We start from the raw sequence: 26,672 nt of genomic DNA on the forward strand, positions 1-26,672 counted from the left end.
CTCCTTCGTGCGCGCTGAATGACACGCTTGTCATTCTGACACGGACGTCCGACGAAACCCAGGCTTTGCCGGTCCCCGGCGCGGTCCACTGCCGGCGCCGACCTCGCCGGTCAGGGATAAAGGCCGCGAATCCGGTGCGCTTCGGCGACCCGCCCGACCGCGATGACCTGCGCCGCGGTGCGCAGGGACAGGCGTCGTTCGGCGGCGAGGGAGGCCACCTCGGCGTAGGCGCGCTGCATGATGTCCTGCAACCGGTCGTTGACCTCGCCCTCGGACCACCAGTAGGACTGCTGGTCCTGGACCCACTCGAAGTAGGAGACGGCGACGCCGCCGGCGTTGGCGAGCACGTCGGGCACGACGACGATCCCCTTGTCGGCGAGCACCTTGTCGGCGGCCGGCGTCGTCGGTCCGTTGGCCCCCTCGACCACGAAGCGCGCGCGGACGTCGGCGGCGTTGCCGGAGTGGATCACGCCGTTGAGCGCGGCCGGCATCAGAACGTCGACGTCCAGCGCGAGCAGCTCGTCGTTGGTGATCGGCTCCGTGCCGGGATAGCCCACGACCGTCCGACCGCCCTCGCGGACGTGCGCCAGGATGGCCGCGGTGTCGAGGCCCGCCGGGTTGTAGATGCCGCCCTCGACGTCGGAGACGGCGACGACCCGGAACCCGGCGTCGCGGAGGAAGACGGCGGCCAGCCCGCCGACCTTGCCGAAGCCCTGCACCGCGACGGTCATTCCGTCCGAATCGACGCCATGACCGGCGAGCGCGGCGCAGGTCGTGAACACCAATCCCCGGCTGGTCGCGCTGCCCCGGCCGAGCGAGCCGCCGACCGAGACGGGCTTGCCGGTCACCACCGCCGTGACCGTGTGGCCGACGTTGACGGAGTAGGTGTCCATCATCCAGGCCATCGTCTGCTCGTCGGTGCCGACGTCGGGTGCCGGGATATCCACCGCCGGACCGATGAGCGGCAAGATCTCGCTGGTGTAGCGGCGGGTCACCCGCTCGAGCTCGGTCTGCGAGTAGTCGCGCGGGTCGATGGTGACGCCGCCCTTGGCACCGCCGTAGGGCACGCCGATCAGCGCGCACTTCCACGTCATCCACATCGCGAGCGCGCGGACCTCGTCGAGGTCGGTCGCCGGGTGGTAGCGCACGCCGCCCTTGGCCGGCCCGCGGGAGAAGTTGTGCTGCACGCGGTAGCCGCGCACCACCTCGACGTGCCCGTCGTCACGCCGCAGCGGCACGCTGACGGTCAGCTCACGGCGGGGCGTCGCCAGCACGGCGTGCAGCCCGTCGTCCAGGCCGAGCTGCCGGGCAGCATCCGCGAGCTGGATCTGCGCCGACTCCCACGCCGACTCCGCGACCACGCGGGCAGCGTAGGTCAGCGACCGTCGTGTGGAGCCCAACCGCCGTTCGTGTCGGTGTAGGCGATCCACGCGTCGGTCGCGCCGGCCCGCTGCAGGGCCGCCTGGAGCAGCGCGCCCTCGCGGCCGGACCGCGGCACCGCGAAGGCTCCTGCCGACGCGCCGCACCGGCCGGCCGCCGCCGCCACCGCCACCGCGGGGGCGAGGACGGTCCACCCACTGCCGGACCGGCAGGCGACGGCGTGCCGGCCGCTGCAGGGCACCGCCACGAACCTCCCGTCGGAAGCCCGGGCGACGGCGCAGGCACCGGCGGCGCTCGGCTCGTCCTGCGCCCACGACCAGATCGAGCCCGCGAGCCGGGAGTCGTCCGGGAGCAGCTGGTCGAACCCGACGAGGTTGACGCCGCAGCGCGCCATGTGCGCGGCCATCGGCGCGTCGATGTGGTCCCCGTCGGGCGTCGCGAGCGCGGACACGAACGTCGAGTCCTCGTAGTAGCGGACGAACGTGCGGCCGTAGTGCTGCTGCGCCTGCGGGCCGTCGCAGGCCGGGAAGTCGGCGTACGACGACGTCGTCTGCTCGAACTTGCCGGCGTCGTTGAAGACGAGGTCGTTCCAGCTGCTGGTCGTGGCGCCGTCCTCGCAGGTGCTCCAGACGACGACTCGCTTGCCCGCTGCCAGCACCTGCGCCCGGGTGAGCGCCAGGTCGAGCGGGCGGCAGACCCCGGCGCGGTCGCCGGCGGACGGGTCGTCGGAGCTGCGGTAGACGAGGCTGCCGAACGCGTGCTCCACGACCTGCGCGGCGGCCTCGTGACCGGCGTGGTTCTGGAGGTCGTCGTCGACGTAGAGGAACAGGACCTCGCCCGGGTGCCGCTGCACCCAGTCGGCGACCGGCGCCAGCCCCTGCGCGAGCGTGCCCTCGATCGTGCAGCCGTAGCCGCCCGACTCCGCGTGGCAGAGCCGCACCTCGTCCTGCCCGGTGTGCGGGTCGAGCGCCCAGTGGGCGTCGACCTCCAGCGAGCGCATGTCCGAGTCGAGCTGGTCGACCATCGACAGCTGCTGGTTGGAGTCGAGCTGCGACAGCCCGGGCGGCGGATCGTTGGGGCCGTCGGGCACGGCGTTGAACGAGTTGTGGGTGCCCAGCCACTGGGCCTCTCGGAACGGCAGGTCGTCGCCGAGCGCCCGCTGCAGCACGAGCGCCCGGTGTACCCAGGTGCTCTGGTAGGCCGCCACCTCGCGGCGCTCGACCGGCGGCGCGAACGGCGTGACGCAGGCGGCGTCGTCCTGCAGCAGCCGCCGGCACAGCGCCGAGGCGTCCTGGCCGAACTTCTCGAACCCGCGGCAGGCCGCGGCGACGTTCGACACCTGGGCGGGCGCCTGCGCGTAGCACTGCTGGTACGACGGCAGCGGGTCGGGCACCGGCGCGTCAGCGGGGCGGTCCGCGGCGCGGGCGGCCAGCGGGGTGGCGAGGACGAGGGCGGCTACCGTCAGCCGGAGCGCGCGGAGCCGGGCGGCGTTCACGCGCGTGAGTTCGACGTCGCGGGCCTCCTCTCCTGCGCCGGTGGGGCCCAGTGGCTAGGGTGCCCCGCAGCGACGGCGAGGAGGGCCTGATGGCGGAGATCCACGGCACGTGCGACGAGCGGTTCACCGGAGTCCGCGACGTGCTGGCCGACAACCTCGACACGGGTCTCGACGTCGGGGCCAGCGTGTCCGTCGTGCTCGACGGCAAGCCGGTCGTCGACGTCTGGGGCGGCGTGGCCGACGCCGAGACCGGCGCCCCTTGGGAGCGCGACACGATCATCAACGTCTGGTCGACCACGAAGACCATGACGTTCCTCTGCGCGCTGATGCTCGCGGACCGCGGCGAGCTCGACCTCTACGCGCCGGTCGCCCGCTACTGGCCGGAGTTCGCCGCCGGCGGCAAGGAGGGCGTCGAGGTCCGGCATCTGATGGCGCACACGGCGGGGCTCTCGGGCTGGTCGCCGGCCATCACGCTGACCGACCTCTACGACTGGGAGAAGGCGACGTCGGTGCTCGCCGCCCAGGAGCCGTGGTGGGAGCCGGGGACGGCGTCGGGCTATCACGCGGTGACCCAGGGCTTCCTGATCGGCGAGGTCGTCCGGCGCATCACCGGGCAGTCGCTCGGCACGTTCTTCGCGAAGGAGGTCGCCGAGCCGCTGGGCGCCGACTTCCACATCGGCCTGCCCGCCGCGCACGACGCGCGGGTAGCCCGGCTGGTCACGCCGCCCGACAACCTGGGCGACGCAGCCGCCGAGGACTCCATCGCACACCGCACGTTCGCCAGCGCGCCGTTCGGCGCCGAGGTCGCCTGGACCACCGACTGGCGGCGGGCGGAGATCCCCGCCGCCAACGGCCACGGCAACGCCCGGTCGGTGGCCCGCATCCAGGCGGTGCTGGCCTGCGGGGGCGAGATCGACGGCGTGCGGCTGCTGTCCGCGGCCGGCTGCGAGCGCGTCTTCGACGAGCAGATCCACGGCACCGACCTCGTGCTCGGCGTCCCGCTGCGCTTCGGCATGGGCTACGGCCTGAACTCGGAGGAGCTGCCGCTGAGCCCGAACCCGCGCACCTGCTTCTGGGGCGGTTACGGCGGATCGATCATCGTCATCGACCTCGACGCCCGCATGACGGTCTGCTACGTCATGAACCGCATGGAGAGCGGACTGGTCGGCGACATGCGAGGAGCCAGCGTGGTCTTCGCCGCCTACGCAGGGCTGGCCGCGGGCTGACGGCTCCACCCGGCGACGTACGCCGGGAGCGCCGCGTCACCGCCGTCGGCGAGCGGCTCGCCGCTGGCGAGCCGCAGCGGCAGCACGCCGGCCCACACCGGAAGCGCGAGGTCCTCGGCGTCGTCCTTGGGCCCGCCGGTGCGCACCTTCGCCGACGCCTCGGTCAGCGGGACGGCCCAGACGCCGGTCTCCCGCAACTCGGCCGCGGTCGGCGGGCGTACGTCGTCCCAACGGCCGCGCGCGACGTGCTCGACGACGACCCGCAGCGCCGCGGTCTTCTCCACCGGGTCGGTGATCTCCTCGGCCCGGCCGTGGACGACGACCGAGCGGTAGTTGACGGAGTGGTGAAAGGCCGACCGCGCCAGCACCAGCCCGTCGATCAGCGTCACGGTGACGCAGACCGTGTCGTCGCGGCGCAGGTCACGGAAGACGCCGGCGGCCTTCGATCCGTGCAGCAGCAGCCGGTCGCCGTCACGGGCGTGCAGGGTGGGGATCACGACCGGCCGGCCCTCGCGCACGACGGCGACGTGGCAGACCAGTGCCTCGTCGAGGATCGGCGCGATCGTCGCCTCGTCGTAGGCCGCCCGTTCGGGCAGCCGGCGGACCCGCAACGGGGCTGGGACGGAGCGCGACGGCATGCCTCAACCCTAGGCAACCGAGCCCGGTGAGCCGAGCGGTTTTCCGCCCGGTGCACCACTCCTAGAGGCGGTAGTCGCGCCAGGCCACCGGCGGCTTGCCCCCGGACTGCTCCACGAACTGGTCCAGGAACCACCGGCGGAACCGCACGACCTCGGGCGTGCTCGCCATCGTCAGCAGGTGCTCGCCCGAGCGACAGAAGGCGTCGGCCTCGTCGAAGAGCTCGCCGAGGTGGCGGGCCGCGGGGGCGACCTCGGCCGGCACCCGGTAGGTCAGGTCGACCGTCTGCTCGCCTCGCTCGAGCGCCTCGTCGCGCTTGCGGTCGGTCTCGAGGGTCATCTGGGTGTACTGGTCGCCCAGCTCCTCGATGAGGGCGAGCAGCCGCCGGGGCACGTCGTGGTCCTCGGACAGGAGGATGAGCGAGAACTCCCGCATCAGCGCGTCGGAGTGCTCCTGCGCCCGCTGGAAGACGGGTATCGGGAACCCGATGAGGTGGACGTCGACGAGCCCGAGGTCGCTGCCCGCGCTCACGCGACCGCCCTCACAGCGGCTCGACGTGGTCGAAGTCGAAGGACATCTCCTGCTCCAGTCCGGACGGGTGCATCGTCGAGATCGTGAACCACATGGCCTTGCCGCTCGCGGTCGCGCGCACGCCCCAGTCGGTGGCCACGCAGTCGAGCATGTGCAGCCCCCGGCCGGTGGCCGCCTCGGGAGAGTAGCGGCGAGCGCGGGGCACGGCGCGGCTCGCGTCGTGCACCTCGACGCGAAGCTCGTCGTGATCGACGACCAGCGTGACGTCGATCTCCGATCGAGCGTGCAGCAGCGCGTTGGTGACAAGCTCGCTGACCAGCAGGGTCGCCGGCTCGACGAGCCCGGGCAGGCCCCAGTCTCGCAGGGTCTCGGCCACGAACCGTCTCGCGTCGCCGGCACTTTCCGGGCGCGCGAAAAACGGCTGACGGGCTTTCACGCTGGGGGGTTACCCAGGATGCCGACCGGCATTCGGGGCCGTTCAGAACAGTGGGGACTGCACCGGCTGGCGGTCGAGGAGGTACGGGCCGTTGTTCGCGACGCTGTTCACCGCGGGCGAAACCGGACACACGTCCAGTCCCAGCGCCGTGGCCGGCACCAGGGTGTCGACCGGCGCCCCGGCCGCGGTCAGCCACCGCTCCCGCCCCTCCGGTGGCACCGCCATCGGTGTGCGGTCGTGCAGCCGGGCGGCCTCGCCGGTGGCCGGCCCGGTGAGCACCACGACCAGCAGACCGTCGCCGCGCCGGAAGTAGAGGCCGGCCATCACGAGGAGCCCGCCGTCGGCCGGGGACAGGAACCACGGCTGCCGGGCCGCGCCGCTCCCGGACCACTCGTAGTAGCCGTCGGCGGGGAGCAGGCACCGGCGTTCGGCGTACGCCGAGGAGAAGGCAGGCCGCTCCGCCGCCGACTCCACCCGGGCGTTGATGACCAGCCGGGTGCCGTCGCCCACCTGCACCGGCAGACCCCAGGTGGCCGCGGTCAGCGTCCGGCCGAGGACGGCCGGGACCGTCGCCGTCGGCGCGACGTTGTAGTCGGGCCGGTGGTCGGCGCGCAGCACCTCGTCGACGTCGGCGACCCCCAGCTCCTCGGCGATGAGGTCAACCGTGCGCGCCGAGACGTAGCGGCCGCACACGTCAGCTGCCGGCGCTCTCCGCCTGCGCGAGCCACTCCCGCTGGGTGGTCAGGGACGCCTCGGCCTCGCGCGCCTCGGCCTCCTTGCCCTCCCGGCGCAGCCGCGCGACCCGGCCCTCGAGCTTGGTGACCGACTCGCGCAGCCGGATGACCAGCGGCGAGCTCTCGGCGACGGGCCGGCGCCAGCGCGCGTCGGCCGCGGCCCGCACCCGGTCCTCGACGGCGGACATCCGCCGGTCGAGCGGGGTCAGCGCCTCGCGAGGCACGCGCGGCGCCTTGTCCCAACGCTCATGGATATGGCGAAGCCGCCGCTGCGCCGCCACCGGATCGGCCGTGTCGATGGCCTCCGCCTCGACCACCAGCGCCTCGCGGACCTCGAGCCCGGCCCGGCTCTCGGCGTCACGCTCCGCGAAGTGCTCGGCGCGGCGGCTGAAGAAGGCGTCCTGCGCGGCGCGGAACCGGGCCCACAGCGCGTCGTCGGCGGCCTTTCCGGCGCGGCCGGCGGCCTTCCACTGGCTCATCAGCTCGCGGTAGCGCGCGGACGTCGGCCCCCACTCGGTCGAGTCGGCGAGCGACTCCGCCTGCGCGACCAGCTGCTCCTTCGTCGCCTGCGCCGACTTGCGCTGCTCGTCGAGCGTGGCGAAGTGCGCCCCGCGGCGCCGGCCGAACTCATCGCGGGCGGCCGCGAACCGCCGCCACAGCTCCTGGTCGACCTTGCGGTCGACGCCGCGGATCTCCCGCCACTCGCCGACGATGTCGCGCAGCCGGTCTCCCGCCCGCTTCCAGTCGGTGCTCGCCGCCAGCGCCTCGGCCTCCTCGACCAGGGTCCGCTTGGCCTGCTCCGCCCGGTCGCTGGCTGCGGCCCGCTCGGCCTGCTGCTCGGCGGCGCGCTTCTCCACCGACTCGAGCACCGCGCCCAGCCGGCGGTCGAGCGCGCCGAGGTCGCCGACGGCGCTCGCCGTGGGCAGCGCCTCCCGGAGCTTGCGCGCGCCGGCACGCACGGCCCGCACGTCCGGAGCACCGGCGGCGCGCTGCTCGAGCAGGCCGACCTCCGCCTCGAGCTCGGCGTAGCGGCGCTCGTAGTACGCGAGCCCCGCCTCGGGCGACCCGGCCTGCCACGAGCCGACCGCGCGCTCGCCGTCCTCGGTGCGCAAGTAGACGGTGCCGTCGTCGGCGACCCGCCCCCATGCGGAGGAGACGGAGCCTGGCTGCTCAGCGCTCATGCCGTGGAGTGTCCCAGGTAGGGTCGCCGCCATGGATCTGACCTATCCCCCCGAGGCGACGGAGTTCCGCCAGAGGATCCAGGCCTTCCTGGCCGACAACCTGCCGAAGGACTGGAAGGGCGCCGGGGCGCTGCCGCCGGAGGAGCGGACGGAGTTCGAGCACTCCTGGCGGCGCACGCTCGCCGACAACCACCTGCTCGCGGTCAACTGGCCGAAGGAGTACGGCGGGGCCGGCCTGTCGCCCATCGAGCAGGTCGTGGTCGCCGAGGAGTTCGCCAAGGCCGGGGCGCCGCAGGGCACCGAGAACGACGTCTTCGGCATCGGCATGCTCGGCAACACGCTGATCGTCTGGGGCACCGAGGAGCAGAAGAAGCACTACCTCCCCCGGATCCTGTCCGGCGAGGACAAGTGGTGCCAGGGCTACTCCGAGCCCGACGCGGGCTCCGACCTCGCCGGCCTGCGCACCCGCGCGGTGCTCGACGGCGACGAGTGGGTCATCAACGGCCAGAAGATCTGGACCTCCGCCGGGCACCTGGCCGACTGGATCTTCGTGCTGGCGCGCACCGACCCGGATGCGCCGAAGCACCGCGGCATCTCGTTCTTCCTGGTGCCCATGGACCAGCCCGGGGTCGAGGTGCGCCCGATCCGCAACGCCGCCGGATACGCGATGTTCAACGAGGTCTTCTTCACCGACGCCCGCACCCCGAAGGCCAACGTCGTCGGCGAGATCAACAACGGCTGGGTCATCGCGATGACCCTGCTGGGCTTCGAGCGCGGAGCCGCCGTCACGACCGACGCCATCCGGTGGAAGGGCGACGTCGAACGGCTGTTGGCGCTGGCCAAGGAGCGCGGCGTCAACGACGACCCGAAGATCCGCGAGCAGCTGGCCTGGTGCTACAGCCGGGTCGAGGTCATGCGTTACCGCGGCCTGCAGGCGCTTACCCGCTTCCTCAAGGGCGGGCGCCCCGGGGCCGACGCCGCCATCAGCAAGATCATCTGGAGCGAGTTCTTCCAGCGCTACACCGAGCTCGCGATGGAGATCATCGGCGAGGACATCATCGCGCCGTCCGGTCCCGGCAGCGACGCGCTGCAGGTGTCCGACTTCGGCACTCCGAACTCGCCCCTGGCCTGGGTCGACTCGATGATGCACGCGCGCTCCGCGACCATCTACGCCGGCAGCTCGCAGATCCAGCGCAACATCATCGGCGAGCAGCTCCTCGGCCTGCCGAAGGAGCCGCGGCTCGACGCCGGACCGTTCAAGGACATCGCCGCGGCCCGCGGCTGACGAGGAGAAGGCGACCGTGAACTTCGCGTTCGACGAGGAGCAGGAGGAGTTCCGCAGCTCCCTGCGGCGCTTCCTCACCGAGCGGGCCCCGCTGTCGGCGGTGCGCGAGTGGGTCGAGACCGACCGTGGCTACGACGAGGGCGTGTGGCGCCAGCTCGCCGACCAACTCGGCCTGCCCAGCCTTCACATCCCGGAGGAGTACGGCGGCGCCGGCTACACGCTGCTCGAAGCAGCGGTCGCGGCCGAGGAGCTGGGCCGGGCGCTCACGCCGGTGCCGTGGTTCGCCACCGCGACGGCAGCCGAGACGATCCTCACGTTCGGCACCGAGCAGCAGAAGAAGGAGCTGCTGCCCGGCATCGCGTCCGGCGAGATCATCGCGACGGTGGCTGCGAGCGAGCGCGGCCGGTCGTTCACCACCCTGGCGCCGTTCGAGACGCGGGCACAGTCGCGCGGCGCCGACGTCTCGCTGCACGGCGAAAAGGTCAACGTCATCGCCGGCCACGTCGCCGACGTGATCGTCGTCATCGCCTCCACCGCTGAGGGGGGCGCCGGCGCCTACGTCGTCCGCGCGGACTCCGACGGGGTGACGCGCGAACGGCGGCAGACCCTCGACCTGACCCGCCCGGTCGCGACCGTGACGCTCGAGGGTGCGACGGCCGAACGGCTCGGCGAGGGGCCGGTCGAGCGGGCGACCGCTCAGCGCTCGGTCGAGGTGGCCCGGGCGCTGCTGGCGTGCGAGATGGTGGGCGGCACCGAGGCGTGCCTGCAGATGTCGGTCGACTACTCGAAGGACCGCTTCCAGTTCAACCGGCCGATCGGCTCGTTCCAGGCCATCAAGCACAAGTGCGCCGAGATGGCGGTCGGGCTGGACGCGGCGCGGGCGGCGGCCTACTACGCGGCGTTCACCGCCAGCGAGGACTCGAGCGAGCTGGCAACCGCGGCCCCGCTGGCCAAGGCGGAGGCCGCCGAGGCGTTCGCGTTCGCCGCCGGCTGGAACATCCAGATCCACGGCGGCATCGGCTTCACCTGGGAGCACGACGCGCACCTCTACTTCCGGCGGGCGAAGGCCGACGAGGTGCTGCTCGGCACGACCAGCCAGAACCGCATGCTGCTCGCCGACCGGGTCGGTCTCTGAGGCCTACGCCTTCAGGGCGGCGCGCAGGTCGGCCTCCTCGATGCGCCAGTAGCCGACCATCCGGTCGTCGACCAGGACGACGGGCACGAAGTCGTGGTAGCGGCGGGTCCACTCGGCGTCGTCCAGGATGTTGCGCTGCTCCCAGTCGACCCCCACCTCGGCCGCCACCCGCGCGACCACGTCGTGGGCGTCGTCGCACAGGTGGCAGTCCGGCCGGCTGAAGACCACGATCCGCGCGGGCATCAGACGGCGCGCAGCCGGCCCCGGGCGACCTTGCCCGCGGCGGCCCGCGGCAGCTCGTCGACGAACTCCACGGCGGTCGGGCACTTGAACCGCGCCAGCGACTCGGCGGCGAACGCGATGAGCTCATCGACTCTCAGGTCGCTGCCCGCGCGGCGTACGACGAAGGCCTTGACCGACTCGCCCGTGTAGGGATGCGTGACGCCGACGACCGCGGCCTCCACCACGTCGGGGTGGGTCTCGAGCACGGCCTCGACCTCGCGCGGGTAGACGTTGAAGCCGCTCACGATGATCAGCTCGCGCAGCCGGTCGACGATGTAGAGGTCTCCGTCGGCATCCGCGTAGGCCACGTCGCCGGTGCGGAACCATCCGTCGGCGTCGGGGCCGCCCGACCCGTCGGGCCAGTAGCCGGAGAACAGGTTGGCCCCTCGCACGACGATCTCCCCCGGGTCGCCGTCGGCCGGGGCGGCGCCCGACTCGTCGCGCAACCGCAGCTCGATACCGGGCAGCGGGCGGCCGATGGAACCCGGCTTGGGCGCGTCACCCGAGAGCATGTTGGTCGTGATGACCGGCGCCGCCTCGGTCATGCCGTAGCCCTCGTAGACCGCGTGCCCGGTGGCCTGCTGGAACGCCGACAGCACCGAGGGCGGCAGCGGCGCGGCCCCGGAGATCGCGACCCGTACGCCAGAGAAGGCCTGCGCCGCCTCGGGGAGCATCGCCCAGGCGACGTACATCGGCGGAGCCCCGACGACCCGGGTGATCCCGTGCTCGGTGATCAGCCGCAGCGTCTCGACGGGGTCGAACCGGTCCACCAGCACCCCGGTGCCGCAGCGGCGCACCAGCATGCCGAGCCCGGCGTTGAGGCCGTAGACGTGGAACAGCGGCAGCACCAACAGGCCGACGTCGTGGGCACCGGGCGGGTGGCCGATGTCGACCGTCGACAGCTGGTCGAGGTTGGCCAGCAGGGCCCGGTGGCTGAGCATCGCGCCGCGCGGGCGGCCCGTGGTGCCGGCGGTGTAGAGCAGCACGGCCAGGTCCTCGGCGCCGGCTCCCGACTCCACCGGGTCGCCGTCGACGTCGAGCGCCTCGATGGGCATCGCCGCTGCGGGTGGCTCGCCCGCGCCGGCGACCGCGACGACCGCGAGCGCGCCGAGCTCCTCGCGGGGCAGCCGCTCGAACGTCTGGCGACGGCACAACAGGCCCCGGGCGCGGGCATCGGTGATCTGGTGAATCAGCTCGCCCGGTGCGCCGTCGGCATTCAGCGGCAGGGCGACCATGCCGGCGCGCAGCACCGCGAAGTAGGAGACGACGAAGTCGACCGTGTTGCCGAGCGCGAGACCGACGCGGTCGCCGACGTCGACCCCCTGGGCACGCAGGCCCCGCGCGCGCCGGTCGACCAGCGCGTCGAGCTGCGCCCACGTGAGGCTCGCACCCTCTGCGACGAGGGCCGTCCGGTCCCCCGCCCGGCTGCCCGCGGCGCGCAGCAGATCGGCGAGGTTGCGAGGCGTGCTCATGGCTGCCTCGGAGTCTGGCACACGGGCAGACCCGCTCCCGATGACTGCAGTCGGCGGCTCAAGGGTTCCGGTGAACCCGCCGAAGACAACAACGTCGACTAGCCCGAAAGGACCACACCAGCAACCCCAACCGGGGCGACCGCTGACCCGACAAAGGCACACCGTGCGCGAGCACGGGCCGCAAAGGTACGGGACTGCCGCAAGGCAGTCTGCCGGCCCACCGAAGGTCGAAGGCCGCTTCCGCGCGACCGCGACCGATCACGCCGACCCCGCGTCGGCTTGTCGCGGCGAGCGCCCCGGTGCCCCCGGAGGTGGGTACCGTGTCGCTCGCTCTTGCAGCCCCGCTGCGTTCCGTTTCGCATCGTCTGTTCCGCCGTGGCGCGTCCGCCGCCGTCGCCGCCGCCGTCGCCGGCTCCGTGATGTGCCTGGCGCCCGCCGCACCGGCGTACGCCGACACCGGCTCGATCGAGGCGCAGTTCGTCGCCGCGACCAACGCGGCCCGCCAGTCGGCGGGACTGGCGCCCTATGCAGTGGCCTCCGACCTCGCGTCGATCGCCCGCAGCTGGTCGGCGCACATGGCCGCCGCAGGTGCCATCTCGCACAACCCGAACCTCACCACCCAGGTGCAGAACTGGCGCGCCGTCGGCGAGAACGTCGGCGTCGGGCCGGACGAGCCATCCATCCAGCAGGCGTTCATGAACAGCGCACCGCACCGGGCGAACATCCTCGACCACGACTACACGCAGTTCGGTGTCGGCGTGGTCGTCTCCGGCGGTCGCGTCTGGGTGACGGTCGACTTCCGCCAGCCGATGAGCGCCCCGGCGCCCGCACCCGCGCCGGCCAGGCCCGCGCCCGCCCCCGTGGCCGCCCCTCGCACGACGGTGACCAGCACGGTCTCCAGCGCCCCACGTCCGACGTCGCCGCAGCCGGCCGCGACCGGCACCTCGTCGAAGCCGCCGGCACCGGCCGTGCACCCGACGCCGACCGCAGCGCAGCTGGCCGCGCACCGGCTGTGGACCCGGCTGGCGACACTGCGCGAGCACGCCCGGGCGACGTGGAGCGACGACGACCCGGTGACGCGCGCCCTGCAGTTCGCGCAGGCGATGTCGACGCTGACCAGCAGCTGACCCGGAGCTAGCCGGGCGCCGAGCTCGCGCTCGGCGAAGGACTCGGTTGACCGCCGCCGCCTCCGCGCCCGCCGCCACCGCCGACGATCGGCAGACCGCCGCCCGTCGGTGACGGCGACGGCGAGGAGGTCGGCGGCGGCCGCGTCGCCGAGACCGTCGGGTGCGGCGACGGCGCGCTCGTGACCCGGGTGTGGACCGGAGTGGGCGGCGCGACCGGCCGGTAAGTCGGCTGCAACCCCGTCGTGGGCCCCTGCAGCAGGGTCGGCTTCGGCGCCGGCTGCGCCGAGGCCTTCTGCAGCGCCCGGTAGGCGTCCCACGTCCGGGCGAAGATCTGCGCCGGCAGCGTGCCGCCGTAGACCGGGGAGACGCCGTGCACGTTCAGCATCGAGTGGGGCGTGTTGGCGTTGAGGTACTCCTTGTCGTAGCCCATCCACACCGTGATGCACAGCGTCGGCGTGCACCCGGTGAACCACGCGTTCGTGTAGTCGTCGGTGGTGCCGGTCTTTCCGTAGACCGGGAAGGGCTGCTGCGCCGCCGTGCCCGTGCCCTTCGTGACGACGTCACCCATCGCCTGCACGACCTGGTCGGCCACCGACCGCGGCATGACCGCGTTGCCCGCCGGGTCCTTCGGGGCGGTGTACGACGCGGCACCGTCGGCGCTGCTCACCGCACCGAGCACCCGCACGTCGTGGTGGACGCCGTGGTTCATGAGCGTGCTGTAGGCCTCGGCCTCCGACAGCGGGCTGATCTCGACCCCGAGTGCCTTCGCCGGCTGCAGCCCCTGGAAGCTCGACGCCGGACCCATGCCGGCCGCCTGGGCCAGGTCGAAGACCTTGCGCAGCCCGACCTGGTTGGCCAGCGGCCCGTAGACGGTGTTGATCGAGTCCGCCAGCGCGGCCCGCAGCGAGACGTAGCGGCCGCCCTCGCCATCGCCGGCGTTGCGGACGACGTAGGGGTTGGGTGTGCCACCCGGGTTGGGGATCTTGGCGATGCGCGGCGCGTAGACGACCTCGTCGAGCTTGTGGCCGGCCTCGAGCGCCGCGGCCAGGGTGAACGGCTTGATGGTCGAGCCGGACGACCGGCGCGCGTCGCTGACGAGGTTGAACCCGCCGCGCTGGTAGCCGCCGTCCTTCTTCTCGGTCATCGCCCGGATGTCGCCGGTGCGCGGGTCGACCGCGACGACGGCCGCCTCGGGGTCGGATGCGTCCGGCAGCACCTGGGCCAGTGCCTGCACCATCGCCTGCTGCAGCCTCAGGTCGAGAGTCGTCGTGACCTTGAGCCCCCCGACATCGACCGCCTGGTCGCCGAACCGCTGGCGCAGGCTCTGCTCGACCAAATCGCGGAACTCCGGCGCGATCGTCGGGAACTCCGGTGCGCGCTGGGCGACGATCGTCGGCAGGCTGTGCCCGTAGGCCGCCGACGCCTGGTCGGCCGAGATCATGTCGTTGGCGACCATCCGGTTGAGCGTGTAGAGCTGCCGCTTGCGGGCGGCGGCGGGGTCGCGGATGGGGTTCCAGACGCTCGGCGCCGGCCCCATGCCGGCGAGCAGGCTGGCCCGCGACAACGCCAGGATCGGATCGCGCTTGCCGGTGGTGGCGTCGAGGTCCAGGTCCTTGACCGGTACGCCGAAGTAGAACTTGCTCGCCGCCTGGACGCCGTAGGTGCCGTTGCCGAGGTAGATGCCGTTGAGGTAGCGGGTCAGGATCTCGCTCTTGGACACGTGGTGCTCGAGGCGAAACGCCAGCGCCGCCTCCCGCAGCTTGCGCAGCGCGGTCCGCTGGTCGCCGACGTAGACGTCCTTGACGTACTGCTGGGTGATGGTGGAACCGCCCTGCAGCGGGGAGCCGCTGATGTCGCGCCAGGCGGCGCGCAGCATGGCCAACGGGTCGACGCCGCTGTGCTGGAAGAACCGTTCGTCCTCCGCCGCCACGATGGCCTGGCGCATGACCTTGGGGATCTGGTTGCCCGGCACCTGCTCGCGCGACTGCGGCGAGCGAATGGTCGCGAACAGCTGTCCGCTCGCGTCGAGCAGCAGCGCCGACTTCGGCGGTGCCGGCTGGGCGAAGTCGACCGGCGCGGCCAGCAGCCCACCGGTGAAGGCGCCGAGCCCCACCAGCAGCGCGACGACCACCCACAGCGCGATCAGTCGGCGGCGGCGGCGGCGCTGGCGGGCGCTACGCCGGCGTCGAGCGACCACGAGCGCTGCCGCCGGGCGCGTCGACGAACCCGGCCGCGACGGTGGACCGTCGGCGGGACCCACCGGCTTCGCCAGCTGCCCGGTGGGCGGCGGTGACACCCCGTGAGAGTACGCCGAACGGCCGAGAGCCCCGGAGGAGATTGGGATGGCCCGTCACGAATGGTGACGAAGGGCTACGGGAAAGTTACCGTCAGCGCATGGTCGAACGTGACCAAGGGCATTTACCATGTCGGAACGGGGCGCGCGCGGATCTAATCCGGTGACATCGGTCACGTAACGGGGCCCCGCCGTGGTCCCCGCCCGCGGTTGTCGAACGAGGAGCGTCCCCATGACCGGCGCTGCGACCTACGTCGTACCGCCGATCACGCTCGGTAATGGGTTGGCCGCTCTCCGCGAGGTCCTGCGCACGATGATGTCCGTGCCGACGCAGCGCGCGCGACTCACCGCGGTGTCGGCAACCGCAACGAGCGCGAAGGCCGAGGTGCTGGCCCCCCCGGCCGGAGGCGGCGATGCCGCGCCGGAGGAGCCCGCAGGCGAGCCGCAGGGCGACCATGCCACCGTCATGGCGATCGTCGGCCGCGCGCAGGCCGGCGACCCCGATGCGTTCGGCGAGCTCTACGACCGCTACGTCGACCTGGTCTTCCGCTACGTCTACTACCGCGTCGGCGGCAAGCCACTGGCCGAGGACCTGACCAGCGAGACCTTCCTGCGCGCGCTGCGACGGATCGGGTCGTTCACCTGGCAGGGGCGCGACTTCGGCGCCTGGCTGGTGACGATCGCCCGCAACCTCGTCGCGGACCACTACAAGTCGAGCCGCTACAAGCTCGAGGTCACCACGGCCGACCTGCTCGACGCCGGCGCCGACGGAGTGACCGAAGGCCCCGAGGGCCAGGTGCTCGACAGCCTGACCAACGCTCAGCTGATCGAGGCCATCCGCGGCCTGTCCGCGGAGCAGCAGGAGTGCGTCGTGCTCCGCTTCCTGCAAGGCCTGTCGGTCTCGGAGACCGCCGCCGCCATGGGCAAGAACGACGGCGCGATCAAGGCGTTGCAGTACCGCGCGGTCCGGGCGCTGGCCCGGCTCCTCCCGGCGGATCTGATGGCATGACCAGCGCGGCAGTAGTACTTCCGGACCAGCCGGTAGCCCGCTCGGACTATTTCGGACAATTACCCGTAACCCGGCCGCTGCCTCTTCGTTGCAGTCGACGAGTGGCGGCGAGCGCGCCGTCACCGCGCGACACGGCCGGGGAGGTGACCGAGCGATGAGCCCCGTGGCCACCCGGATGCCGTCGCTGCCGGCGCCCCGCCGCGCCGAGGAGTTCGCCCGCCTGCTCGAGTCGGGTGCGGGCAGCACCGACCGGCCGCTCTCGTCGATGCTGACCGTCGCGCGCGGGCTGCAGTCGCTGCCGACCGACGGAGCACCGAGCGAGGAGTTCCGCGTCACGCTGCGCAAGCGCCTCGTCGCCGTGGCGGCGGTCCAGGCACAGGCCGAGCCTGCGCCGGCGACCTCCCGGGGTCGGGCGTGGGCCGGCAGCTGGCAGGGGTGGCAGGGCCAGCGCAAGATCGCCGTGGTCAGCGGCACGCTCGCTGCGCTCGTCGCCGTCGCCGGGGTCGCGGTCGGCGCCAGCCGCTCGTTGCCGGGCGACCCGCTCTACGGCGTGAAGCGGGGCACCGAGGCCGCCCAGCTGTTCGTGACCAGCGGCGACGTCGACCGCGGCAACAGGCACCTCGACTACGCCCGCACCCGCCTGCAGGAGATCAGCGACCTGCTGAAGCCGGGGAGCGCGCTCGGCGGCGGGGCGCTCGGCCAGCCGCTGGCCGCCGCACCGGCCGCCGGCTCGCTCGCCGGCCGGCTCACCGACGCGCTGAAAGACATGGACAGCGACACACTCGACGGCAGCCGGGACCTGACCGAGGCCTTCCGCGACCAGCACGACCGCGGTGCGCTGCTGACGCTGCGATCTTTCGCCACCCAGCAGCACCACGAGCTGGCCGGCCTGTTGCCGGCGTTCCCCGCCGCGGCCAAGCCCCGGGCCGAGCTCTCGCTCGGTCTGCTCACCGCGGTGCACCAGCGCGCCCAACAGCTGCTCGACACCGGCGCTTGCACGGGTGCCTGCGCGCAGGCCACTCCGGGGCATACCGGCGAGGACCGGCTCGGCGTGCTCCCGTGCAACTGCACCGGCCCCGCCCCCGCGCAGCCGGGCACCACGACCACTCTCACGCCGACGCCGAGCGCGACTCCCAGCGGCGGCTCCCAGCCCTCCGGCGAGGGTCCGGTGCCGGCGCCGTCGACGACCTCCTCGGCTCCGAACCCGTTGTCCGGCAGCCCGGGCGTGCAGGATCCGACGGGCGTCGGCGACGCGGTCGACCGCCTGCTCGGGGGCGGCAGCCCGCTTCCCACGCCGGGCACGACGATTCCCGGCGGTCTCCCGGGCACCGGCACCGGGTCGGTACTCCCGTCGCCCAGCGCCGGGTCGTCATTGCCGCTGCCCCTCCCGACGACCAGCCCCACGAGCACGCAGCTGCCCTTGCCGCTGCCGCTGCCCGGGCTGACCGACATCACGTCGGGCACGTCGTCGCTGCTGCCGTAGCAGCCGCGCGACCGGCCGGCCCCGGGCCGAGCGAGAGAGCGCCCGCGTGGTCACCCCGGCTGTCGGCCGCGAAAAAAGTCCGCCACCTCCCGCAACCTCCCCCGCGTGCGCTCGTTGTGGTGACGACGGACAACTCGTCACAGGGAGTCACCTCCCTATGACAGATCTGTATTTTTCGCTACCATCTGCGACCTATCACCGCAACGGTGGATCTAGGGGGTAAGGCATGACAGGGTCGATCCGGCGGCGGGGCGTCGCCGCCAGCGCGCTGGCTCTCGCCAGCGGCACGATGCTCGCGAGCATCGGCTTCGCGGGGCCGGCGATGGCCGACACCGCACAGGCGACGCCGGCGGGCTTCATGTCCGGCGCCACCGCGGGCGACGTCATCCAGGTGGCGCTCAACCTGCCGCAGGCGATCCCGGGCCTCAACACCAACAAGCTCGCCCTCGGCCTGATCAGCGCCAAGGGCACCGCGCTGCACGACACGATCAACGGCGCCAAGGACTCCGCCACGGCCTTCGCCGGGCTCGCGTCCGGCACGCTGGTCGAGGGCCCGAACGCCCCCCTCGCCGCGCTGGACCGCAGCGTGACGGCGACGCTGACCAACAAGTCGGCCAAGGACGCCCTCGGCGCCCTGCCCGCCAACCCGCTGATCTCCGGCACGCTCGGCGGCCTCACCGCGCTGGTCAACTCCGCCGTCAACAACCTGTCGACCGCGAACCTCGCGCACGCCGACATCGCCAAGCTCTCCGACATCCTGCCGGCCTCGGTGCTCGACCCGCTGAACCAGGTCGCGGACCAGGTCGTCCCGCAGGCGCAGAACGTCATCGACCAGGTCATCCAGAACCTTCAGCCCGTGCTGGGCCCGGTCGTCCAGAACGACCCGACCGGCACCGCCGCCGGCGTCGAGTCGGCGCTCGAGAACCTCAAGAGCGAGCTGTCCGGCCTGGTGCAGAACATCGAGAGCACCTCGCTGGTGTCGCTCGACACCCTCGACGCCAACCAGGCGATCGACCAGGTCAACCGCGGCGTGCAGTCGCAGGCCCACGTGAAGCTGGTCGGCCTCAACGTGCTCGGCGGCCTGGTGCACGTCGACGGGTTCGTCAGCGACGCCAAGGCGTTCGCCGACGGTGTCGCCGGCGACGGCGCCGCCGACGTCAACCCGACGATCGCCCACGCCACGATCGGCAAGAGCATCCTCGACGTGGCACTCGACCCCAACGGGCTCGGCCTGTCGATCGGTGGCCTGCCCAGCAGCGTCGTCCAGCAGGTCAACCAGGGCCTTCAGCAGGTGCAAGCGGCGCTCAACAACGTGCTCGCCAACATCGGGCTCACCGTCACGCCGACCGAGGGCACGACGTCGGTCAGCCCCGATGGCAAGTCGGCCAAGGCCACCGGCGGCGCGCTGACGATCACGCTGGCTCCGCCGACCTCGGCCGGCACCTCGCTCAACAGCGCCGCCGCCGCCCCTGCGTCGGCTCCGCTGCTGCAGGTGCGGCTCGGTGGGACCACCGCCGAGGCCAACGCCGCGCAGGCTCCGGTCGTCCAGGTGCGGCCTGCCGCCCTGCCACACACCGGCGCCAACCTGCCGCTCACGGCGGGCGTGGGTGCGCTCCTGCTCGGTGCCGCGGCGATGGTGCGCCGCCGGATGACGAGCTGACCTTCCGATCCCGGGACGGGGCCCGGCCGCCACACGGCGGCCGGGCCTCGTCGCGTCGTAGGCTCGTACGCACCGCGAGCCGCACAGCAGGTAGGTGACTTGGGTGTTCCGACGGCGCGGCGACGAGGCGCGCGCGGTGCTTGCCGGTGCCGCCGCGGCCGCGGCGGCCGAGGTGGAGGCCAGCCTGGCGGTCCCGGCCGACCCGACGGCGGCGGCGTTCTTCGACGTCGACAACACGATGATGCAGGGCGCGTCGATCTACCACTTCGCCCGCGGCCTGGCCTCCCGGCAGTTCTTCACCAGCCGCGATCTCGCCCGCTTCGCCTGGCAGCAGCTGGTGTTCCGGGTCGGCGGCACCGAGGACGCGGGCCACATGAACGAGGCGAAGGAGGCGGCCCTGGCGTTCATCGCCGGGCACAAGGTCGCCGACGTGGCCGACCTCGGCGAGGAGATCTACGACGAGCTGATGGCGCAGCGGATCTGGTCCGGCACCCGCGCACTGGCCCAGCTGCACCTCGACGCCGGCCAACGGGTGTGGCTCGTCACCGCCGCGCCGGTCGAGCTGGCGCGCATCATCTCCCGGCGGCTCGGCCTCACCGGGGCCCTCGGCACCGTCGCCGAGTCGCAGGACGGCGTCTACACCGGACGGCTGGTCGGCGAGCCCCTGCACGGCCCGGCCAAGGCAGAAGCGATCCGAGCCCTGGCCGAGCGGGAGGGCCTGGACCTGTCCCGCTGCTCGGCCTACAGCGACTCCGCCAACGACATCCCGATGCTCTCGATCGTCGGGCAGCCGGTCGCGGTCAACCCCGACGCGCGGCTGCGCCGGGAGGCGAGGGACAACGGCTGGGAGATCCGCGACTTCCGCACCGGCCGCAAGGCGGCGAAGGTCGGCATCCCGGCGGTGGCCGGGACGGGTGCGGTCGTCGGCGGTGTCGTCACCGGCATCGCCATGCGCCGCCGGCACCAGCAGCGCAGCGCGCTGGAGCGGGTCACCGCCGCAGCCCGGGCCCTCATGGACTGAGCGACGCTCTCGGCGTCGACGCCGAACGCTAGAAGAACACCGAACGGCGCTGCATCAGCAGCCGGTACAGGGTCTGCTGGATCGTCTCGCGCACCTGGTCGGTGAGGTTGAAGACGAGCATCGGGTCGTCGGCGGCAGCCGCGCCGTAGTCGGCGGTCGGCACCGGCTCGCCGAACTCGATGATCCATTTCGACGGCAACGGCAGGGCGCCGATCGGACCCAGCCACGGAAAGAACGGCGTGATCGGCAGGTAGGGCAGGCCGAAGAGCCGCGCCAGCGACTTGGCGTTGCCGATGATCGGGTAGATCTCCTCGGCGCCGATGATCGAGCAGGGCACGATCGGCACACCGGTGCGCAGCGCGGCCGTGACGAAACCGCCGCGGCCGAAGCGCTGGAGCCTGTAACGGTCGCTGAACGGCTTGCCGATGCCCTTGAAGCCCTCGGGCCAGACGGCGACCAGCTCCCCGCTCGACATCAGCCGCTCGGCGTCGGGGTTGCAGGCGAGCGTGTGCCCGCCCTTGCGGGCCAGCGGGGCGATGAACGGCAGCGTGAAGACCAGGTCGGCCGCGAGCATCCGGATGTGCCGGTGCGCCGGGTGGTGGTCGAGCACGGCAAGACCCGTCATCACCGCGTCGACCGGGATCGTGCCGGAGTGATTGGCGACGAGCAGCGCGCCGCCCTCGGCGGGGATGTTGTCGATGCCGCGCACCTCGACCCGGAAGTAGCGCTCGAACAGCGGCCGGGCGAGCGGCATCAGCACCGAGTCGTTGAGCTCCTGGTCGAAGCCGAACTCGTCGACCTCGTAGTCGCCGGTCACCCGGCGGCGCAGGAAGGCGAGCGCACCAGCGAGCCGACGCTCCCAGTCGGGGCGCTCCGCCGGCGGCGCGGGTGGCGGCTCGGCGACCGGCGTCGCCTCCGCGTCGCGGCCGTGCCTGCCGTCGAGCGGGATGACACGGGCCTCAGGCATGCGCCGACCTCCCGTGATGGCCGATCCGGTCGGCAGCGGTGAGCACGGCGTGCTCCACCGCCTGGGCACGGTCGCCGGTGATGACCCGGCTGCGCAGCTGGGCGGCGACGAAGTCGTCGAAGGCCTGACGCGTCGAGTAGGCGGGCCGGTAACCGAACTCCGTGTGCAGCTTGGCCGTGTCGACGCCGCGGCCGAACTGAAGGAAGCGCATCTGCTCCGGGGAGAAGTCGACGAGGCCGGCACGCCGCATCAGCGATCCGACCACCGTCACCGCGGGCTGCGGGATCGGAGCCTCCACGCGGCCGGCCCGGCGGATCGCCTGCGACAGCAGCAGCACCCCGTCACCGGCGACGTTGAACGTGCCGGGGTGGTCCTCGAGGACGGCCCGGCGCAGCACTTCGATGCCGTCGTCGTCGTGCACGAACTGGATCCGCGGGTCGAACCCGAGCACCGTCGGCACCAGCGGCAGCGCGAAGTAGCGGGTGAGCGGGCTGTCGACGTGCGGCCCCATGAAGTTGGCGAAGCGCAGCACGGTCACGTCGACGTCGGGCCGGCGCCGGCCGAACCCGCGGACGTAGCCCTCGACCTCGAAGGCGTCCTTGGAGTAGCCGGACCGTGACAACCCCTTCGGCTCCATGTCCTCGACGTAGAGCGCGGCGTCGCGCGAGTCCGAGCCGTAGACGGCGGTCGTCGACTTCACGACCAGCTTGCGCAGGCTCGACGCCTTCTGGCAGGCAGCGAGCAGCTGCATCGTGCCGATGACGTTGATCTCTTTCATCGCCGTACGCCCGCCGGCGCCGAACGGCGTGGCGATCACGCTCATGTGCACGACGGTGTCGACCTCGGCCGAGGCGATCACCTTGGCGATGATCGGGTTGCGGATGTCCGCGCGGACGAACTCGGCGCGCCCGAGGTCACCGCGTGGAGGTACGACGTCGACCCCGATGACCCGCTCGATGGCCGGGTCTGCCTGGAGCAGGGCCGTGAGCTTGCTGCCGAGGTAGCGGGAGACCCCGGTGACGAGGACGACGCGCGGCTGCATCTACTTCTTGTTGCGGCGCTGGACGCGCGTCTTCTTCAGCAGCTTGCGGTGCTTCTTCTTCGCCATGCGCTTGCGGCGCTTCTTGATGACCGAGCCCACGGTGGACCTCTTCATGTGACACGACAGGGACGCAGGCCGATCGGCGCGCGCAGCATCCAGGCTACCCGGGACGGTCGGAGCGCAGTCCTGGCCGGTCGGCGCCGGCGGTGGAGGTCAGCCGGCTTCGATGAAGGCGTTGCGCAGGTAGTCGTGGACGGCGTTCTCGGGCACCCGGAACGACCGGCCGACGCGGACGGCGGGCAGCGTGCCGCTGTGCAGCAGGCGGTAGACCGTCATCTTCGAGACGCGCATGATCGCGGCGACCTCGGCGACGGTGAGAAAGGTCATCTCGCCGACCGCTCGGGGCCCCTCAGGACCGGACATGGCGCACCCCTCCTTCGGGGAGCTGGCCGCGCCCGCCCGCCGGCTTCCCCTCCGGCGGCCCGACGTGCGCGTGTACTGAGAGTAGCCGGTGGGGCAGGTGATCGTCACCGGGGAGAAAGTGGCGCACGGGACTCAGCCGTGGCGTTAACCGGACAAAGGCGGTCACGCCGTTTCCATCGGGTCGAGGTCGTGGCAGGGGAAGACAGCCGTTCGGGTCTCCTCGATGGCGTGGTCGACGCCGTCGTCAGGGTCGTGCGCGGCCACGGTCCAGGGGACGAACGACCCGTCGCGACCGTCGGTCATCCGCAGCGGCGCCTGGGTGCCGGTGCGCTGCCGGACGAAGTCGCGCCATGCCTCGGGGGTCTCGGTCCGTGGATCGACGTGTGCACCGGCGGCGATCGCGATGAGGTGCGACCACGCGCGCGGCACGACCTGCACCAGCTCGTAGCCGCCGCCGCCGAGGGCCAGCCAGCGACCGCCGCAGACCTCGTGGGCGAGCTCGTGCAGTGCGGCGTACGAGGTCCGCTGGCCGTCGACCGTCAGCAGCATGTGCGCGAGCGGGTCGAGGGCGTGCGAGTCGCAGCCGTGCTGGGTGACGAGGATGTCGGGGGCGAAGCGGTGCAGCAGCGGCGGCACGACCGCGTGGAAGGCGCGCAGCCAGGCGGCGTCCTTGGTGCCCGGCGGGAGCGCGACGTTGACCGACGTGCCCTCGGCGCCCGGCGCACCGATCTCGTCGGGGAAGCCGGTGCCGGGGAACAGCGTGCGGCCCGACTCGTGCAGGCTGATCGTGAGCACGCGCGGGTCGTCGTAGAAGACGGCCTGTACGCCGTCGCCGTGGTGCACGTCGACGTCGACGTAGGCGATCCGCGCCGCACCCTGCCCGAGCATCCAGCGGATCGCGATGGCCGGGTCGTTGTAGATGCAGAAGCCGCTGGCCTGTCCGGGCATCGCGTGGTGCAGCCCCCCGGCGACGTTGACGGCGTGGTCGGCGCGCCCCTCCCAGACCGCGCGGGCTGCCGCCATCGTCGCGCTCACGACGAGGGCCGAGGCCTCGTGCATCCCGCCGAAGACCGGGTTGTCGGAGCTCCCGAGGCCGTAGTCGAGCCGTGGCCGCGGCAGCATCGGGTCGCCGGCGTCGCGGACGGCGGCCAGGTAGTCGGCGGTGTGCACGGTCTCCAGCAGGCGGTCGTCAGCGAGCCGCAGGTCGCCAATGACGTCGACCCGGTCGAGCAGGCCGAGCGCGCGGGCCAGCGCGATCGTCAGCTCGACCCGGACCGGCGCGAGCGGGTGGCCGCGGCCGAAGTCGTACATCGCGAGGGCGTCGTCCCAGACGACCGCCGCGGCGTGGCTCATGCCGCTTGATCCTGCCCGGTGCTCAGCCGCCGGACTGCTGCGGGTAGTTGGCGAGCGTCACCTGCAAGGTCTGCTTCTTGCCGTCGCGCACGATCGTCACGGGCACCCGCTCGCCCGGGTCGTGCTGGCGCAGCGCCCCGAGCAGGTCGGTGGTGTCCTTGATGGTCGCGCTGCCCAGCTTGACGATCACGTCGCCGCGCTGCAGCCCGGCGCGGGCGGCCGGCGAGCCGTTCTCGACCGCGGCGACGATCACGCCCGTGCTCTGCGACAGCCCGAGCGTCTGCTGGATCTGGAGGGTGACGTCGACCGGCTTGATGCCGAGGTAGGCGTTCTTCACCGTGCCGTTGTGCAGGATTTCCGGCACGACCGCCTGCACGACGGTTGCGGGAGTCGCGAAGCCGATCGCGACCGCGCCCGACGACGGCGGCAGGTAGGCCTCGCTGATGCCGATCACCTGCGACTGACCGTTGAAGACGCCGCCTCCGGAGTTGCCCGGGGAGATCGGGGCGTCGGTCTGGATCAGGTGGAACAGCCCGTGCGGCGTCTCCTGCGTCGGCGGGATCTGCCGCTCGAGGGCGGAGATGATGCCGGCGGTCACGGTCTCCTCGAGGCCGAGCGGGGAGCCGACGACGACGGCGAGGGCGCCGACCTTGGGCAGGCTGTCGGCGAACTTCGCTGCCGGCAGGCCGGTGCGCGCGACCTTCAGGACGGCCAGGTCGGTGAACTCGTCCTTGCCGACGACCTTGGCCGGGCTCTGCTTGCCATCGGCGAACTGGACGACGATCTGCTGGGCGCCGTTGACCACGTGTGCGTCGGTGACGATCACGCCGTCGGAGCTCCAGACGACGCCGCTCCCGGTGGCCCGTCCCTGCGGCATCTGCGAGAACACGGTCACCACCGACGGCTCGACGGTCTGCACGATGTGCGGGATGTCGCTGAACGACCCGGTCCCCGACTCGGCGAGGTGCACGTCGACCGTCGGGGTCGCCGTCGCACCCGCCTGGTGACCGCCGCTGCCACCGGAACAGCCCGCGAGGAGGACGGCAAGAGCAGCCAGCAACGCGGGGATGACGGCACGGCGCGACGACCTCATGCCTGTGCCTTGTCCGGCACGGCTTGCTGCAAACGCGCCGGTCAGGCCACCCGGCGGGCGCTCTGCGGGTCAGCCGCCGAGCTGCCGGCTGCGGTCGCGGGCGGCCTCCAGCGCCGCGATGATCGCCGCGCGTACGCCGTGGCGCTCGAGCTCTCGGATCGCCGCGATCGTCGTACCGCCCGGGGACGTCACCGCCTCCCGCAGCACGACCGGGTGCTCGCCGCTGTCGCGCAGCATCACCGCCGACCCGACCGCGGTCTGCACGATGAGCTCGGCCGCGACCGCCCGCGGCAGCCCGAGCAGGATGCCCGCGTCGATCATGGCCTCAATGAGGAAGAAGAAGTAGGCCGGCCCGCTGCCGGACAGCGCGGTGACCGCGTCGAGCTGCGACTCGGGCAACCGCAGCACCTTGCCGACCGGCCGAAACAGTTCCTCGGCGGCGGCGAGGTGCTGCTCGCCCGCGTGGGCGCCCGGGCAGACCACCGACATCGCGTGGTCGACCAGGGCCGGGGTGTTGCTCATGACCCGCACGACCGCAACGCCCTCGGGCAACCGGCTCTCGAGGAAACCGGTGGTGATGCCGGCCGCGATCGACACGACGAGCGTGCCCGGCGCGACCGCGCCCTCGAGCTCCGCGAGCAGGGCCTCGATCTCCTGCGGCTTCACCGCGACCACGAGCGTGCCGGCCCGGGCGGCGGCCTCCGCCGCCCCAGCCGCCTGCACGCCGTACCTCTTCTCCAGATCGGCCCGTCGCTGCTCGTAGCGCTCGGCGATCAGCAGGTCGTCGGGCGAGCGGCCAGCGCGCAGCAGACCCGACAGCAGCGCCTCGCCCATCTTGCCGGCGCCGAGAATCGCGATCCGTTCGCTCATGCGGGAACCGTAGCCGCTCGGCGGGGCAGCCACGGACGTCGCGCAGACCGGCTCACGCGGGGCTCCAGCGCGCAGTCGGAGGCGGCGCTCTGCGTGCGGCGATGGTCACGAGCCGGTCAGTCGGCTCCCGGACGAGCGGCGCCGTACCCGGGAAGCGACAAGACGGCGTTTCCGGGGGGCCACCATGTCCGACGCATTGCAGATCTTGGGTTCGCTGCTGATCCTCGCCTTTCGCCGGGTCGGCCCTCGGGCGCATCGCCTCGGACGCCTACACCTACCTGGCGCTCAACGCAGTCGGCTCGACTGTGCTCGCGACGACAGCCATCGTCGGCCAGGAGTGAGGGTTCCTGCTCCTCGAGGGAGCCTGGGCAGTCGTGTCCTTCTACTCACTAGCCCGGAAAGCCGCGGGCCGGTCGACCGCGCCGCTGCACTAGAACGCCGGTGATTCACCACGGCCGTGGGACGTCCGGTGTACGAGGCCCACGGCTGCAGCTGTCGTTAGGTGTGTCTCGGCCTCGGCGCGACTGCTGTCGCCTAT

General features: G+C 72.6%; 25 protein-coding genes and 2 riboswitches. Of the genes, 8 read left to right on the forward strand and 17 right to left on the reverse strand.

Translation table 11 applies throughout. The annotated features are described in order from the left end of the window. Positions 1 to 110: 110 nt before the first annotated feature. Both VFJ21_02420 and VFJ21_02425 read right to left on the reverse strand, forming a co-directional pair. On the reverse strand, positions 111 to 1,361 hold the full coding sequence (locus tag VFJ21_02420) for a Glu/Leu/Phe/Val dehydrogenase (GenBank protein ID HET7405977.1): 1,251 nt from the start codon (positions 1,359 to 1,361) through the stop codon (positions 111 to 113). A gap of 14 nt (positions 1,362 to 1,375) precedes the next feature. Continuing rightward, positions 1,376 to 2,875 (reverse strand): hypothetical protein, encoded by a 1,500-nt coding sequence (locus VFJ21_02425; GenBank protein HET7405978.1) that lies wholly within the window; start codon positions 2,873 to 2,875, stop codon positions 1,376 to 1,378. An 89-nt stretch (positions 2,876 to 2,964) separates the two neighbouring features. Between VFJ21_02425 and VFJ21_02430 the strand changes: the two genes are divergently transcribed. After that, entirely contained in the window at positions 2,965 to 4,101 is a 1,137-nt protein-coding gene (locus VFJ21_02430) for a serine hydrolase domain-containing protein (protein ID HET7405979.1), read from the forward strand. Here the strand turns inward: VFJ21_02430 and VFJ21_02435 are convergent. The 5 genes from VFJ21_02435 to VFJ21_02455 all read right to left on the reverse strand — a co-directional run bounded on the left by VFJ21_02435 (position 4,077) and on the right by VFJ21_02455 (position 7,619). After that, positions 4,077 to 4,739: a pyridoxamine 5'-phosphate oxidase family protein gene (locus VFJ21_02435; GenBank protein HET7405980.1), complete on the reverse strand. Its 663-nt coding sequence runs from the start codon at positions 4,737 to 4,739 to the stop codon at positions 4,077 to 4,079. The genes VFJ21_02430 and VFJ21_02435 overlap by 25 nt on opposite strands. Before the next feature lie 61 nt (positions 4,740 to 4,800). After that, a complete protein-coding gene (locus tag VFJ21_02440; protein HET7405981.1) occupies positions 4,801 to 5,268 on the reverse strand; it encodes a hypothetical protein in 468 nt (155 codons plus the stop codon). A 10-nt stretch (positions 5,269 to 5,278) separates the two neighbouring features. Continuing rightward, positions 5,279 to 5,704, reverse strand: a complete 426-nt coding sequence (locus tag VFJ21_02445; protein ID HET7405982.1) for an ATP-binding protein — start codon at positions 5,702 to 5,704, stop codon at positions 5,279 to 5,281. Positions 5,705 to 5,746: 42 nt separating this feature from the next. After that, positions 5,747 to 6,397: an SOS response-associated peptidase gene (locus tag VFJ21_02450; protein ID HET7405983.1), complete on the reverse strand. Its 651-nt coding sequence runs from the start codon at positions 6,395 to 6,397 to the stop codon at positions 5,747 to 5,749. A gap of 1 nt (position 6,398) precedes the next feature. After that, entirely contained in the window at positions 6,399 to 7,619 is a 1,221-nt protein-coding gene (locus VFJ21_02455; GenBank protein HET7405984.1) for a DUF349 domain-containing protein, read from the reverse strand. A gap of 31 nt (positions 7,620 to 7,650) precedes the next feature. On the opposite strand from VFJ21_02455, the gene VFJ21_02460 reads away from it, so the two are divergent. After that, on the forward strand, positions 7,651 to 8,904 hold the full coding sequence (locus tag VFJ21_02460; protein ID HET7405985.1) for an acyl-CoA dehydrogenase: 1,254 nt from the start codon (positions 7,651 to 7,653) through the stop codon (positions 8,902 to 8,904). Between the two features lie 16 nt (positions 8,905 to 8,920). Next, positions 8,921 to 10,039: an acyl-CoA dehydrogenase family protein gene (locus VFJ21_02465; protein HET7405986.1), complete on the forward strand. Its 1,119-nt coding sequence runs from the start codon at positions 8,921 to 8,923 to the stop codon at positions 10,037 to 10,039. A 3-nt stretch (positions 10,040 to 10,042) separates the two neighbouring features. Here the strand turns inward: VFJ21_02465 and VFJ21_02470 are convergent, their stop codons facing one another. Both VFJ21_02470 and VFJ21_02475 read right to left on the reverse strand, forming a co-directional pair. Next, positions 10,043 to 10,282 carry a glutaredoxin family protein gene (locus VFJ21_02470; protein ID HET7405987.1) on the reverse strand — a complete coding sequence of 80 codons (240 nt, stop codon included), beginning with the start codon at positions 10,280 to 10,282 and terminating at the stop codon, positions 10,043 to 10,045. Then, positions 10,282 to 11,793, reverse strand: coding sequence for an AMP-binding protein (locus tag VFJ21_02475; protein HET7405988.1), 1,512 nt, complete (start codon positions 11,791 to 11,793; stop codon positions 10,282 to 10,284). Before VFJ21_02475 ends, VFJ21_02470 begins: the two co-directional genes overlap by 1 nt. A 145-nt stretch (positions 11,794 to 11,938) precedes the next feature. Further along, positions 11,939 to 12,018, forward strand: a riboswitch (cyclic di-GMP riboswitch). A 95-nt stretch (positions 12,019 to 12,113) separates the two neighbouring features. Between VFJ21_02475 and VFJ21_02480 the strand changes: the two genes are divergently transcribed. After that, entirely contained in the window at positions 12,114 to 12,920 is an 807-nt protein-coding gene (locus VFJ21_02480; protein ID HET7405989.1) for a CAP domain-containing protein, read from the forward strand. Between the two features lie 7 nt (positions 12,921 to 12,927). Here VFJ21_02480 and VFJ21_02485 read toward each other — a convergent pair whose 3' ends face one another. Further along, positions 12,928 to 15,216, reverse strand: a complete 2,289-nt coding sequence (locus tag VFJ21_02485) for a transglycosylase domain-containing protein (protein HET7405990.1) — start codon at positions 15,214 to 15,216, stop codon at positions 12,928 to 12,930. Between the two features lie 229 nt (positions 15,217 to 15,445). Between VFJ21_02485 and VFJ21_02490 the strand changes: the two genes are divergently transcribed. The 4 genes from VFJ21_02490 to VFJ21_02505 all read left to right on the forward strand — a co-directional run bounded on the left by VFJ21_02490 (position 15,446) and on the right by VFJ21_02505 (position 20,386). Beyond that, entirely contained in the window at positions 15,446 to 16,222 is a 777-nt protein-coding gene (locus VFJ21_02490; protein HET7405991.1) for a sigma-70 family RNA polymerase sigma factor, read from the forward strand. A gap of 154 nt (positions 16,223 to 16,376) precedes the next feature. Beyond that, complete coding sequence (locus VFJ21_02495; GenBank protein HET7405992.1) at positions 16,377 to 17,705, forward strand: DUF5667 domain-containing protein; 1,329 nt, start codon at positions 16,377 to 16,379, stop codon at positions 17,703 to 17,705. A 226-nt stretch (positions 17,706 to 17,931) separates the two neighbouring features. Then, complete coding sequence (locus VFJ21_02500; protein HET7405993.1) at positions 17,932 to 19,365, forward strand: LPXTG cell wall anchor domain-containing protein; 1,434 nt, start codon at positions 17,932 to 17,934, stop codon at positions 19,363 to 19,365. A 103-nt stretch (positions 19,366 to 19,468) separates the two neighbouring features. Beyond that, positions 19,469 to 20,386 carry an HAD-IB family hydrolase gene (locus tag VFJ21_02505; GenBank protein HET7405994.1) on the forward strand — a complete coding sequence of 306 codons (918 nt, stop codon included), beginning with the start codon at positions 19,469 to 19,471 and terminating at the stop codon, positions 20,384 to 20,386. A 28-nt stretch (positions 20,387 to 20,414) separates the two neighbouring features. Here the strand turns inward: VFJ21_02505 and VFJ21_02510 are convergent, their stop codons facing one another. From VFJ21_02510 to proC, 7 genes are all read right to left on the reverse strand, one after another. Next, positions 20,415 to 21,353 (reverse strand): lysophospholipid acyltransferase family protein, encoded by a 939-nt coding sequence (locus VFJ21_02510; protein HET7405995.1) that lies wholly within the window; start codon positions 21,351 to 21,353, stop codon positions 20,415 to 20,417. After that, on the reverse strand, positions 21,346 to 22,395 hold the full coding sequence (locus tag VFJ21_02515) for an NAD-dependent epimerase/dehydratase family protein (protein ID HET7405996.1): 1,050 nt from the start codon (positions 22,393 to 22,395) through the stop codon (positions 21,346 to 21,348). The genes VFJ21_02510 and VFJ21_02515 overlap by 8 nt, the downstream gene beginning before the upstream one ends. Beyond that, positions 22,396 to 22,494 (reverse strand): AURKAIP1/COX24 domain-containing protein, encoded by a 99-nt coding sequence (locus VFJ21_02520; protein ID HET7405997.1) that lies wholly within the window; start codon positions 22,492 to 22,494, stop codon positions 22,396 to 22,398. It abuts the gene before it with no gap. 114 nt (positions 22,495 to 22,608) lie between these two features. Next, on the reverse strand, positions 22,609 to 22,818 hold the full coding sequence (locus VFJ21_02525) for a helix-turn-helix domain-containing protein (GenBank protein HET7405998.1): 210 nt from the start codon (positions 22,816 to 22,818) through the stop codon (positions 22,609 to 22,611). Between the two features lie 162 nt (positions 22,819 to 22,980). Then, a complete protein-coding gene (locus VFJ21_02530) occupies positions 22,981 to 24,171 on the reverse strand; it encodes an acetoin utilization protein AcuC (GenBank protein HET7405999.1) in 1,191 nt (396 codons plus the stop codon). Between the two features lie 22 nt (positions 24,172 to 24,193). After that, the gene (locus VFJ21_02535) at positions 24,194 to 25,264 is read right to left on the reverse strand and encodes a trypsin-like peptidase domain-containing protein (protein ID HET7406000.1); all 1,071 of its coding nucleotides are present in this window, start codon (positions 25,262 to 25,264) and stop codon (positions 24,194 to 24,196) included. A gap of 69 nt (positions 25,265 to 25,333) precedes the next feature. Further along, on the reverse strand, positions 25,334 to 26,134 hold the full coding sequence (gene proC, locus VFJ21_02540; protein HET7406001.1) for a pyrroline-5-carboxylate reductase: 801 nt from the start codon (positions 26,132 to 26,134) through the stop codon (positions 25,334 to 25,336). Positions 26,135 to 26,240: 106 nt separating this feature from the next. After that, a riboswitch (guanidine-III (ykkC-III) riboswitch) is annotated at positions 26,241 to 26,306 on the forward strand. The last annotated feature ends 366 nt before the right edge of the window (positions 26,307 to 26,672 follow it).

Source organism: Mycobacteriales bacterium (assembly GCA_035690485.1).
In the GTDB taxonomy this organism is placed as follows: Bacteria; Actinomycetota; Actinomycetes; order JAFAQI01; family DASSKL01; genus DASSKL01.

Excerpts from the sequence above, each read along its gene's own strand:
- VFJ21_02430 (HET7405979.1), top strand. The coding sequence starts at position 2,965 with ATGGCGGAGATCCACGGCACGTGCGACGAGCGGTTCACCGGAGTCCGC.
- VFJ21_02435 (HET7405980.1), bottom strand. The coding sequence starts at position 4,739 with ATGCCGTCGCGCTCCGTCCCAGCCCCGTTGCGGGTCCGCCGGCTGCCC.
- VFJ21_02455 (HET7405984.1), bottom strand. The coding sequence starts at position 7,619 with ATGAGCGCTGAGCAGCCAGGCTCCGTCTCCTCCGCATGGGGGCGGGTC.
- VFJ21_02460 (HET7405985.1), top strand. The coding sequence starts at position 7,651 with ATGGATCTGACCTATCCCCCCGAGGCGACGGAGTTCCGCCAGAGGATC.
- VFJ21_02470 (HET7405987.1), bottom strand. The coding sequence starts at position 10,282 with ATGCCCGCGCGGATCGTGGTCTTCAGCCGGCCGGACTGCCACCTGTGC.
- VFJ21_02475 (HET7405988.1), bottom strand. The coding sequence starts at position 11,793 with ATGAGCACGCCTCGCAACCTCGCCGATCTGCTGCGCGCCGCGGGCAGC.
- VFJ21_02490 (HET7405991.1), top strand. The coding sequence starts at position 15,446 with ATGACCGGCGCTGCGACCTACGTCGTACCGCCGATCACGCTCGGTAAT.
- VFJ21_02495 (HET7405992.1), top strand. The coding sequence starts at position 16,377 with ATGAGCCCCGTGGCCACCCGGATGCCGTCGCTGCCGGCGCCCCGCCGC.
- VFJ21_02500 (HET7405993.1), top strand. The coding sequence starts at position 17,932 with ATGACAGGGTCGATCCGGCGGCGGGGCGTCGCCGCCAGCGCGCTGGCT.
- VFJ21_02510 (HET7405995.1), bottom strand. The coding sequence starts at position 21,353 with ATGCCTGAGGCCCGTGTCATCCCGCTCGACGGCAGGCACGGCCGCGAC.
- VFJ21_02515 (HET7405996.1), bottom strand. The coding sequence starts at position 22,395 with ATGCAGCCGCGCGTCGTCCTCGTCACCGGGGTCTCCCGCTACCTCGGC.
- VFJ21_02525 (HET7405998.1), bottom strand. The coding sequence starts at position 22,818 with ATGTCCGGTCCTGAGGGGCCCCGAGCGGTCGGCGAGATGACCTTTCTC.
- VFJ21_02530 (HET7405999.1), bottom strand. The coding sequence starts at position 24,171 with ATGAGCCACGCCGCGGCGGTCGTCTGGGACGACGCCCTCGCGATGTAC.
- VFJ21_02535 (HET7406000.1), bottom strand. The coding sequence starts at position 25,264 with ATGAGGTCGTCGCGCCGTGCCGTCATCCCCGCGTTGCTGGCTGCTCTT.
- proC (HET7406001.1), bottom strand. The coding sequence starts at position 26,134 with ATGAGCGAACGGATCGCGATTCTCGGCGCCGGCAAGATGGGCGAGGCG.